Origin of the sequence: Microbacterium sp. bgisy207, from assembly GCF_965345035.1 — a bacterium.
Lineage (GTDB): Bacteria > Actinomycetota > Actinomycetes > Actinomycetales > Microbacteriaceae > Microbacterium.
Genome location: NZ_CBDRMG010000024.1, coordinates 1 through 10,770, shown reverse-complemented (window position 1 = coordinate 10,770; position 10,770 = coordinate 1). Strand labels below are relative to the sequence as shown.

Sequence of the window (10,770 nt, the reverse complement as noted above, 5' to 3'; positions counted from 1 at the left end):
CTCTCCGCTTTCATCCTGCGGGCGTTCGCGGAGAACAAGGAGTTCATGGTGGTCCCCCTCGACGGCTCCCCCGCTCATAAGGGCAGCGCTGCGAGTGTGGGATGGCTGAAAGACAGCCATCGCGCCGACCCGGTGGAAGCTGACCCAGACGCGTACGAGAACGCGCAGAGCAAGTTCGTCGAGGATAAGGCGGCGCCGCTCGTTGCTCGACTGGATGCCGGCGACGACAGCGTGCTGAACGGGCCGGAGCGAGAGATCCTTGAGAAGCTGCTCATCCTTCACTACCAACGGCATCCGGCGATGATGAAGCACGTCTACGACGGGACAGCGCCTGACTTCAAGAGGTACGCGCACGTGCCAGGCATCGATGAGGCCCGTCTGGCTTTCCTCGCGCAGGCCGCAACGTTCACGGCTGACCTTGACGCGAAGTTCATTCCCGAGATTCACGAGGACGTGAAAGCCCGATGGGCTGAGTATCGGCGCGTCCTGGACGAGTTCACCTGGAACGTCGTTCGCTACGAGGAGCCATCTTTACTCCTCGGCGACATGCTTGTGTGCCCGTCACGGCTCCACCCGGACCGCACGCTCGACGAGCGTCAGTACGGGTGGCAAGTCGGCCTCATGACCGCCGAGCGGGTGACAGTGGCGTTGACACCGACGACGGGACTCCTCCTGTCGCGCGGTGACCGAGTGCGAAGGCTCATCCCGGAAGCGTTCAACCGCTCAACCATCGGAGCGGCGACGAGGTACATCCTCTTTCCCGGTAGTTGGCCGGCACGAAACCCGCGAGCGTTCTCCAACGCTGTAGACCTCCTCGCGCAGCGCGGCGCGGACGTTCCTCGGTAGATCGCGCTAGCCCCCGGCGATGGCGTCGCTCTTGGCGAGGGCGCGCGCGACGGTCGACTTGCCGACGCTGAGCACCGCGGCGATGCGGTCGAGGCTGTGGCCCTCGGTGCGCATCCGCTTGGCCTGTGCGATCTTCTCCGGCGTCATTTTCGACGGCCGTCCACCGACCCGGCCCTGCGCCTTGGCGTGGGCGAGGCCGCGCATCGTGTTCTCCCGGATCGTGTCGACGCGGAGCTGGGCGAACACGGCCACCATGCCGAACAGGGCGCGGCCCATCGGAGTTGTGGTGTCGATCATCGGCTCCGTGAGGCTCTTGATGTTCACGCCTCGTCGGTCGAGGTCGTGCAGCGTCTCGATGATGATTCGCTCCGTGCCACCGAGGCGGTCGAGGCGGCGCACCAGAAGGGTGTCGCCGTCGCGGAGGTAGTCGAGGCAGGCGAGCCACTGGGGGCGGTCCGTGATGCGGCTGGATTCGCCGTGGTCGACGAATACTCGAGAAGCGCCGGCCGCGCGCAGCTCGGCCTCCTGGGCGGCGGGGTTCTGCTCCCGCTTCGACACACGGGCGTAGCCGACAACGTTCATCGCGCACTCCCTCGCATGCCCGTCGACGACGCATCCGATCGACGGATGTACTCGGCGTGGTCGATCCGGCCACCCGCATACTCGGTGAGGTTGGCGACGTCGGCGCGGTTCGGCTCCCAGCCCTCATGCCAGGCGGCCGCGAGGGACTGCACGACGGACCAGCGCTGCGTCTCGGTCAGGCCGTCGAACAACTCCGGCCACCGCTGCTCAACATCGAATCGAGTAGTCATCGGGTCAGTCACGTCCGCTCCGTCCTGTGTCAGTTCTGCCTCTTTCGGGGTGCTGCGTCCTCGAACGCCCTGCGACGTTCGCGCCCGGCGTGGGTGCCGGTCGCACGGCCCCTCTCGCACTTATGGGGAAGCTTGCGCGGAGGGCGTCGGCTACGCCGTTGTCGCTCATCCGGGACGCCGAAGCGTCACGGTCTAAAGGGGTGATCGCCTTCCCCAGCACCGCGGCGAGCTGATCGTTTCGGCCGGTGTCCTGGGAGTGAAACCGTGCCTGCACGAACTCGTCGCGCAGCGGCGAGCCTGGAGCAAATTGCGCGGCGTCGATCCGATAGCTGGCCTGCTCTGCGAGCTGGGAGAAGAACACGAACTGCGTCCGCGTATTGCCCTCACGGAAGCTATGCACGACATTCAGCTCCCCCCAGCTCTCCGCGAGCTCGTCAACGAACTTCGCTTGCGGCAGTCCGCGCAGATAGTCCTTGCCGGCGAGCTTGGCGTACTCGGTCTCGGCGGCCGCCGTCAGGTGAGGGCCGGCGCCGTAGTAGGCGTGTCCGTCCTTCGTCATGAACTGCCCGGCCGGCGCCACCCGTTCTTGACCAGCCCACTCGTAGACGTCCTGGAACACGTAAGCGTGGATCGCCTTCATGTGGTCGTAGTCGAACTGGCCGGGAATCGGGTGGTCGTACAGCTCTTGGAGGCGCGTGTGGGCGTATGCCTCTTCCAACTGCCGGAGCTTGTCGGGGTCGGGTTCCCCATACGGCTTGCCGGGTGCGGTGAACTTGTTCCTCAACACAGAAGTACCTGGGATGAAGTAGTCATCCCAGGTACGAAAGGTGGTGCCGCGAGGCATCAGCCCTGCACGTGGCGGCGGATCGCAGCGCGCGCCTCATCCCCCGTCAGCTCGTGGCGGGCAGCCCGCTCGACGATGGTGCGCAGCGCCGGGTCGGTGACCTCGTGGCCGGCCAGCGCGAGAGCTGCATCCGCGAACGCCAGGCGGTCCTCGGCAGCGGTCGATGCCGGCGGTGCGGCAATGAGCGTACGGACCATGATTGCCCCTCTCGTGGCGTGGTTCGATTCTATCAGCTATGGGCCGAAAACGGTCGAATCAGGTTTCGGAACATGGGAGGTTTTGGCACGGAGTTTCGGCACGGCGTGTCGACGTCGACGGGCCGGGGTTGGCACTCGTCCCGAAATCGATCAGTTTCGAGCGGTTGCGGAAACCTACAAGCGTGCCTCGACACCCACGCCCACGATCGCAGGCCAAACCACGTATCTACGCGGCCGGCCCCTCGACCTCGATCGTGATTCGCGCGCCCGCTTCAATCACTCCCGGCCCCTTGTCGGGCGTAGGCGCGGGGACGGGGATCTCTTGTTCCGCCTCCCAGATGATTCGCGCGTTGTGCGCCGACGGGTGAAACAGCTCATCGAACCCCAGCAGGCCGGCCGAGGACGGGGGCGTCGCGATCCCCTGCTCGATGACGACGACGAGTGGAGAAGGCCACGGCCGCGAGAACCGCAGGCACGCTGAGGATGATCGCGATCGTCCCCCAATCCAACACGTCTTCCATGCGGACAAGGTAGACGCCAGCTCTCGCGCCGCGCCTGTAGGTTCTCGCTCAAAGTGGCGGACGACGCGAAGGATTCCACGCTAGTTGGCGGCGGTCTCGGGCCCACCGTTCCACGCGAAGTGGCGAACCTCTGCCCTCTTAGAAGACGTCAGCCGGGTCGGTGATCGCTCGCGAGGACTCTTCACCCTGGACGGAGCGGTATAGACGCGCCTCGGATGCGACGAGTTCAACGCCGGAATCACGATGCGAGGTCCATAATTGCCGCCAGGGTTGTTCAGGGAGTTCGAGCAAGAGCGGTTCTGTGCCGAAGTTGACGACGAGGCATGTGGCGGATGACTCGAGTTCTCGGATGATCGTGATCGACGTTGCGGTGTGCGCGTGCACGCGGATCGTTCCGTGTTGCAGGGCGCGCTCACTGTTACGGATCGCCAGAAGACCCTTGACTTTATTCAGCGTGGAGCGGGGGTCCGCACCTTGTTGCTCCACGCTGAGATCAGCTGCCCAGGCCGGTACTGGTAGCCACGGTTCGACGTCGTCGTCGCAGAATCCAACGTGCGCCGCCGTGGTCCACGGCATCGGCATTCGCTGGGGGTCACGACCGAGGCCCTGCCCGGGTGCGCGGAGTGCGGCGCAGTCCCGTTCGCGCTCGACGGAAACGGGCGAATCGGGCAGACCGAGTTCGTCTCCATAGTAGAGGGTGGGCGTGCCGCGAAGCGTGAGAAGCAGCGCGAGCGCGGCAAGGGTGTTCTCGGGACCGATTCGGGTGGCGAGACGGCTGCGATCGTGATTGCTGAGCACCCAGTTGGGCCACGAAAGCGGAGTGAGCGCAGCTTCGTACCGCTCGATGACATCCGCGACGGCGTCCCCGTTCCAGGGCGTGTCGATGAGGGAGAAGTTCATCGGGATATCGAGGCCAGGAAGCGAGCCCAGCGCCGCGACGCGCTCAAGACGGAGGTGCAGCTCTCCCATGAGAAGCCGGTCGGGGTAGGCGTTGACGACGGTGCGCATCTCGTGGAGCAGCCCGGGGAGTTCGGGTTGGTCGGCGGTGTACTTCTGCACCTGGCGGACGGTCGAGTGCGCGCCGGCGCCGGCGATCTCGATGGGGTCGTCGGCGGAGGGTTCGGGGTTGTCACGCAGTTGGTCGTCTTTGATGAGCCGCCACACGGCGTCGACGCGGAATCCGTCGACGCCGCGGTCGAGCCAGAACCGGAGGACATCGAACATCGCCTGTTTCACCGCGGGGTTGCGCCAGTTCAGGCTGGGCTGCTCGGGAAGGTGGGCGTGGTAGTAGTACTGGCCTGTCGGCTCGTGGAAGGTCCAGGCCGGTCCTGAGAACGCCGAGGCCCAGTTGTTCGGTGGCCCACCGTCGCCTGCGGGGTCATGCCACAGGTACCAGTCACGGTGCGCGGCGTCGCGACCGGTGAGCGCGTCCTGGAACCATGGGTGTTCGTTGGAGGTGTGCTGCGGCACGTAGTCGAGCAACACTCTCAGGCCCAGAGCGTGCGCTTTCGCCACCACGCGGTCGAACACGGCGAGATTACCGAAGACCTCACCGATGCTCGTGTAGTCGGACACGTCGTATCCAAAGTCCAAGAGGGGCGACCCGTAGACGGGGCTGAGCCAGATGGCGGACACGCCCAGTTCCGCGATGTACTTGAGTCGGCTTTCGAGGCCGTGCAGGTCGCCGAAGCCGTCGCCGTCGCCGTCCTGGAACGAGGGGACATAGACCTGGTAGAGAACTCCGTACCGCCACCAGGCACCGGGGGTCGCTTCATCGTCGGTCATCTCAGCCCTTCACGGAGCCGGCGGTGAGGCCGGAGACGATGCGGCGCTGGAAGATGAGCACCAGCACAATGAGCGGAATGGAGATGATGACAGACGCGGCGCTGATCATCCCGAGCGGTTGCTCGTACTCGCTGGCGCCGGTGAAGAACGCGATCGCGACGGGGACCGTTCGCACGTCGGGGCTGTAGGTCAGGGTCGCGGCGAGAAGGAACTCGTTCCACGCGAAGATGAATGCGAGGATCGCGACGGTGGCGATGCCGGGGACCGCGAGCGGGAGGATCACCTTGTAGAAGGTCTGGAACGGGGTCGCGCCGTCGATGTATGCGGCTTCCTCGAGCTCAGCAGGGATCTCCTTGAAGAACGACACCAGTGTGTAGATCGACAGCGGCAGAGTGAACGTCAGGTACGGGATCACGAGTCCGATCAGCGTGTTGTACAGGCCGATGTTGTTCCAGATCGCGAACATCGGCGCGGCGATCGCGATGCCGGGGAACGTGGTGATTGAGAGCACGATTGCCAGCAGAGCGAACTTGCCGCGCATCCGCAGTCGTGCGAGGGCATACGCGGCGAATGCGGCGAATATGAGGGCGAGCACGGTGCTCGCGGTCGCGACGATGGTGGAGTTCAGCAACGAGCGTAGGAAGTCGCCGTCTCCGAGCACGTTGAGGTAGTTGCTGAGTGAGGGGTTGTCGGGAAACAGGCTCGCGCGCGAGAGGTCGGAACCGGTCTTCAGAGAGGTGTTGATCAGCCAGTAGAACGGCACCAGCGAGAAGACGATGACGGCCGCCACAGCGAGCCAGACAAAGGGATTGCGCTCCGGGCCGCGTCGACGACGCCGACGTGGGGCGTCGGGAGCCACGCGGCGGGCCGTTGGCGCGGTGATCAATTCGGTAGCGGTCATTTCTTCTCCCGGGTGACAGCGCGGATGTTGCCCCCTGCGAACCGGATGTAGACGAGTGAGACGATCATCACGATGACGAACGTCATGATGGCGACGGTGGACCCTTCACCGACGAGCTGATTTCCGCGGAGTTCGGAGTAGGCCAGGATCGACATGGTCTCGGTGCCGTAGGCGCCGCGGGTGAGCACGAAGGGAAGGTCGAACACGCGGAGCGCGTCGAGAGTGCGGAAGATCATCGCGAGTGTGATCGCGGGCCACAGCAGTGGCAGGGTGATGTTCCAGAACCGCTTCCACGCGCCGGCGCCGTCGAGCTCGGATGCTTCCCTGATCTCTTCGGGGATCACCTGGAGGCCGGCGAGCACGAACAGCGCCACGAACGGCGCGGTCTTCCACACGTCCGCGAGGATCACGACGGTCATGGCATAGCCGCTCTGGCCGAGCCAGACGATGCTGGAATCCGTGACGCCGAGCCCGTTGAGGATGGTCGTCACCAGACCGAGATCGGGGTCGAAGATCGTGCGCCAGGTGATGGCGCTGACGACGGTGAGGATGGCGTAGGGCAGCAGTACGATGCTGCGCAACAGCGGGCGGAACCGGAACGCCAGATTCAGCAGCAGTGCCATCGCGATGCCCAGGGTCAGCTCGAGTGCGACGGAGATGATGGTGAAGACAAAGGTGTTTCCGACAGCGCTCCACCACACCCCGGAGGACAGGTACTCGATGTAGTTGCCGAGGCCGACGAATCGGGACAGTCCGGGCGTGATGACGCTGTACTGGTTGAGGGAGAGCCAGAGCGCGTAGGCGATGGGCGCTCCCGCGACGAGCACCATGACGATGAGCGCGGGAGAGACCATCCGCCATGCGAGGCGTCGCTCGGCCTTGTGGGCCGAGGGACGCCTCGCCTGGGTAAGAGCAGTCATCGTCTTAGAACGTGTCCAATGCTTCCTGGATGCGCTCGGCCATCTGCGTCGTCGCATCCTCCGGCGTGAGGTCTCCACTGAGGACCTCGCCCACGGTCTGGTAGATCGCCTGTGAGACCTGCGGGTACACGGGGGTCACCGGCCGGGACTTTGCGCTTTGCAGAGCGGTGTAGAGCTCCTGGGAGAACGGCAGCGCCTCCTGGACCTCGGGCGCTTCGTAGGCGGCCGTCACCGCCGGAGCGAGGGAGTTGTTGATCGCGATCTGCTCCTGCCAGTCCTCGCTGGTCATGAAGTCGATCAACGCCAGAGCAGCGCTCGGGTTCTCCGAGAATGCGCTGACGGCGACGTTGCTGCCCCCGAGTACGCCGATTCCCACGCCATCCTCGTCCCACGCCGGCAGCGGCGCGACTGCGAACTTGTCCGCGATCGCGGACTGCTGGCCAGCCGCGTAGGCGAACGGATAGTTGCGCATCGTCGCCCCGGAGCCAGCCTCAAAGGCCAGACGGGTCGCGTCCTCGTTGTAGGTGACCACCGACCGGGGGGACGCGCCATCGGCGAGCCCGTCCTGCATGAACTGGAGCACCTCGGTGGTGGTGGCGTTGTCGACCGCGACGTTGCCGTCCGTGTCGAGGATCTCACCGCCGGCGCTGTAGAGGATCTCGAGGAAGCTGATCGTCAGGCCCTCGCTCTGCTCCGCCTGGTAAAGGAACCCATTCGCGGGGTTCTCCTCTCCGTTGGCGTAGAGCCCCTGCCAGCTCGTCGGCTGATCGACCAGGTCGGTGCGGTAGTAGAGCAAGCCCGTATTCGGGTAGAACGGCACTCCCCAGTACTTGTCGTCGTAGTGCAGCGTCTCTGCCGTCGACGGGATGAGCGCGTCGAGCTTGTCGTCGATGACCGCGCTCATGTCGGCGAGATAGCCCTGGGAGGCCAGCTGTGCGGTCCACACGACGTCCAGGCGCAAGATGTCGCACTGCGTCGACTCAGTCTGCATGCGCTGGTTGATCTGCTGTAGCTGGTCGTCCGCCGACGAGCCGAGCTCGATGTAGTCCGCGGTCACCGCGTCCTGCGACGAGTTGAACGCATCGACCGTCGCGCCCCACACTCCCGATGAATCGGTCGGGCCGCACACCGTCACGTCGCCCGTGGCGTCCGCGGCCGAAGCCGGGTCGAGTCCCGACGCACCGGAGGTCTCCGTCGGAGTGACATTGCCGCCGCAGCCGGCGAGAACAAGGGCGAGCACAGACGCTGCCCCGAGGACTGGCACGATGCGCGTGAGCCGTGCCGTCGATGATGTCGTCATCGTCATCGCTTTCTCTAGGTGATCGCAGGGCTCCTGCACCGGTACTCGCCTTCGAGAGGGGCTTGCCGTTACACTCGCCTTGAATAGTCCCATTTGTAGGACGATTGGAGTACACCACGTGGCAACGACGCCTGTCAAGGCGACTCGACGCACTCTCTCCGCGTCGATCGCTGACGATCTACTACTCAAGATCCGCGAAGGAGCATTAGCTCCCGGGGCCAAACTGCCCATCGAAAAAGAGTTGATGGCGCAGTATGGCGTCGGCAGGAACACGGTTCGCGAAGCCGTGCAATCCCTCGTCACAATGGGCTACCTCGACGTTCGGCCGCGTGTGGGCGCGCGCGTCATCGGAGTCCCCACCGCCGATGCGTTGGAAACCGCCGCTGTCGCGGCGCTGCTCACCGGCGAGGCCATCAGTGACATCTACGAGCTACGTCACACCCTCGAAACCGAGATCGCCTTCCGCGCAAGCACGATGGCCACGACCGCCGACCACGAGCACATCGGCGCTGCACTCCAGGACTACGAGCGAGCCGCCCGAGACGGCGTCGACCCTTACCGTGCCGATGTCGCCTTCCACGCAGCTCTCGCTCATGCCTCGCACAACGTCGCCTTCGCGAATGTCCTCGAAGCCGCCAGCGACCTTCTCCTCCGCGCCCGAAAACTGACCGACCACGTCCCCGGCGCAGTCAGCCTCGCGCTGGAGGAGCACACAACGATCGCAGAAGCGATCTTCGCCCGCGACCCCGAGAAGGCACGGCGCGCCATGCAGATCCACATGGACACCTCCATCGCAGCGTGGCACCGCGCCCAACGACTGTTCAGCACCAGCAAGGACCCCGCTTGACCGACACACTCCGCGTCACCATCGCGGCCCCCATCGACCCCTCCCTCTGCGATCTCCTTGTCGATCTGGAACCACGTATCGACCTCATCGTCGACCTCAGCCTCCTCGCCCCCCGCCGCTACCCCGCCGACTTCGCAGGCGACCCGGCCTTTCGGCGCACGGTCGCACAACAGCGACGTTTCGACGAGATGCTGCGACGCGGTGAAGCCCTCTTCGGTATCCCCGATCTCAGTCCGGCAGCACTAGCGACGACCGCTCGACGAAATCCTGACCTTCGATGGGTACACACCATGGCCGCGGGCGGGGGCGGCCAAGTGCGCGCCGCGAACCTCACACCCGATGAGCTCACACGCATCGTGTTCACCACATCCGCGGGCGTGCACGGACGCGCCTTGGCAGAGTTCGCTGCCCTTGGCGTCCTCGCGGGAGCCAAATCGCTCCCGCGACTCACGGAACAGAAGCACCAGAAGCGTTGGACAGAACGCTGGCTTATGGGGCAAGTCGCGAACCAGCGGGCGCTCATCCTTGGGTTCGGGGGCATCGGCCAAGCCGTCGCCTCAACCCTCAAGGCTCTCGGAATGCACGTGACCGTCATGGCGCGTTCCTCCCACGAACACGGCGCTGTAGACCGATTCGTGAAGCCCGCGGATCTGCTCGCCGCTGCCAACGAATCCGACGCTGTCATCCAAACGCTCCCCGGAACCGACACCACCGACAACATGCTCGACACCTTGTTCTTCTCGCACATCAAAGACGGCGCCACCATCGTGAACGTCGGGCGCGGCACCGTCATCGACGAAGAGTCGCTGACGGCGGCCCTGCAGGCCGGCCGTGTCGGATTTGCCGCGCTCGACGTCTTCACCCGCGAGCCTCTCCCTCCGGAGAGTCCACTGTGGACGATGCCCAACGTCCTCATCAGCCCTCACACCGCCGCGCTCACCGATCAGGAAGAGCGCGCAATCGTCGAGCTCTTCTCTGAAAACGCCACCCGACTACTCGACGATCAACCGCTCAGGAACCGCGTCAACACAATCGAGTTCTACTAACAATGCTCACGCGCCCACTCCCGCACGCAATCGTCATCTCCGGCGTGAGCGGATGCGGCAAGAGCACCATCGGCGCCCTGCTCGCCAAACGCCTCAATCGACCATTCCTGGACGCCGACGACTACCATCCCGCGGCCAACATCCAGAAGATGGCCACCGGTACACCCCTCGAAGACACCGACCGCTGGCCGTGGCTGGACGCCGTCAGCGAAGCGCTCACCTCGACCCCTTGCATCCTCGCCTGCTCAGCGCTCAAGAGATCCCACCGGGACCGCCTCCGCCAACACTCCCCGGACGCACTTTTCGTGCAACTAGGGGCTCCACCGGACGAGATCAGCCAGCGGCTCACAAGCCGTACCAACCACTTCATGGCGCCCGCCCTGCTTGCATCTCAGCTATCAGCCTGGGAGCCCCTACACCCGAACGAACACGGCTTCACTGTTGACGCAAGCACACACCCTGACATTGTCATCCGAGAGATTGAAAAGTCCCTTCTCAAGGAACCGATTCCGAAGCCCCCATCTGGGAGAACGTCGACGCTTCCTGGACCTCGGTCGACTCGTAGGCAGGCGTCACCGACGACGCGAGAAGGTTGTTGATCGCGACGCAGTTGGTCAGAAGACAATCAGGAAGCCGACTAAGCGCGGCAATGAGGACAGCCGGGTGTTCGGTTGACGCGCACGATGATGCGTCATAACCCACCACCCGTCCGCGACCGCACCCCCATACCCTCTCCCGAAACCGAACGTCC

General features: G+C 64.9%; 12 protein-coding genes. 4 read left to right on the top strand and 8 right to left on the bottom strand.

The features are described 5' to 3' along the window. Nucleotides 1-846 (top strand): DUF4238 domain-containing protein (locus ACSGC5_RS14765; protein ID WP_434971341.1); only part of this gene is annotated, 846 nt, incomplete at its 5' end. Nucleotides 847-852: 6 nt separating this feature from the next. On the opposite strand, the gene ACSGC5_RS14760 is transcribed toward ACSGC5_RS14765, so the two are convergent. The 8 genes from ACSGC5_RS14760 to ACSGC5_RS14725 form a co-directional block, all read right to left on the bottom strand. Next, a complete protein-coding gene (locus tag ACSGC5_RS14760) occupies nucleotides 853-1,428 on the bottom strand; it encodes a recombinase family protein (RefSeq protein WP_434971340.1) in 576 nt (191 codons plus the stop codon). Beyond that, on the bottom strand, nucleotides 1,425-1,658 hold the full coding sequence (locus ACSGC5_RS14755) for a hypothetical protein (RefSeq protein WP_434971339.1): 234 nt from the start codon (nucleotides 1,656-1,658) through the stop codon (nucleotides 1,425-1,427). Before ACSGC5_RS14755 ends, ACSGC5_RS14760 begins: the two co-directional genes overlap by 4 nt. Nucleotides 1,659-1,662: 4 nt before the next feature. Next, nucleotides 1,663-2,445, bottom strand: a complete 783-nt coding sequence (locus ACSGC5_RS14750; RefSeq protein ID WP_434971338.1) for a Fic/DOC family protein — start codon at nucleotides 2,443-2,445, stop codon at nucleotides 1,663-1,665. Between the two features lie 56 nt (nucleotides 2,446-2,501). After that, entirely contained in the window at nucleotides 2,502-2,699 is a 198-nt protein-coding gene (locus ACSGC5_RS14745) for a hypothetical protein (RefSeq protein WP_434971337.1), read from the bottom strand. Nucleotides 2,700-3,358: 659 nt separating this feature from the next. Then, complete coding sequence (locus ACSGC5_RS14740; protein ID WP_434971336.1) at nucleotides 3,359-5,005, bottom strand: alpha-amylase family glycosyl hydrolase; 1,647 nt, start codon at nucleotides 5,003-5,005, stop codon at nucleotides 3,359-3,361. A gap of 1 nt (nucleotide 5,006) precedes the next feature. Further along, complete coding sequence (locus ACSGC5_RS14735; RefSeq protein ID WP_434971335.1) at nucleotides 5,007-5,906, bottom strand: carbohydrate ABC transporter permease; 900 nt, start codon at nucleotides 5,904-5,906, stop codon at nucleotides 5,007-5,009. After that, nucleotides 5,903-6,826, bottom strand: coding sequence for a carbohydrate ABC transporter permease (locus tag ACSGC5_RS14730; protein WP_434971334.1), 924 nt, complete (start codon nucleotides 6,824-6,826; stop codon nucleotides 5,903-5,905). Before ACSGC5_RS14730 ends, ACSGC5_RS14735 begins: the two co-directional genes overlap by 4 nt. 4 nt (nucleotides 6,827-6,830) lie before the next feature. Continuing rightward, nucleotides 6,831-8,126, bottom strand: a complete 1,296-nt coding sequence (locus tag ACSGC5_RS14725) for an ABC transporter substrate-binding protein (protein WP_434971333.1) — start codon at nucleotides 8,124-8,126, stop codon at nucleotides 6,831-6,833. Nucleotides 8,127-8,244: 118 nt separating this feature from the next. On the opposite strand from ACSGC5_RS14725, the gene ACSGC5_RS14720 reads away from it, so the two are divergent. The 3 genes from ACSGC5_RS14720 to ACSGC5_RS14710 are packed head-to-tail and all read left to right on the top strand — an operon-like array spanning nucleotide 8,245 to nucleotide 10,618. Further along, entirely contained in the window at nucleotides 8,245-8,973 is a 729-nt protein-coding gene (locus tag ACSGC5_RS14720; RefSeq protein ID WP_434971332.1) for a FadR/GntR family transcriptional regulator, read from the top strand. Beyond that, a complete protein-coding gene (locus tag ACSGC5_RS14715; protein ID WP_434971331.1) occupies nucleotides 8,970-10,019 on the top strand; it encodes a D-2-hydroxyacid dehydrogenase in 1,050 nt (349 codons plus the stop codon). Before ACSGC5_RS14720 ends, ACSGC5_RS14715 begins: the two co-directional genes overlap by 4 nt. Before the next feature lie 2 nt (nucleotides 10,020-10,021). Next, nucleotides 10,022-10,618, top strand: coding sequence for a gluconokinase (locus tag ACSGC5_RS14710; protein ID WP_434971330.1), 597 nt, complete (start codon nucleotides 10,022-10,024; stop codon nucleotides 10,616-10,618). Nucleotides 10,619-10,770 lie beyond the last annotated feature (152 nt).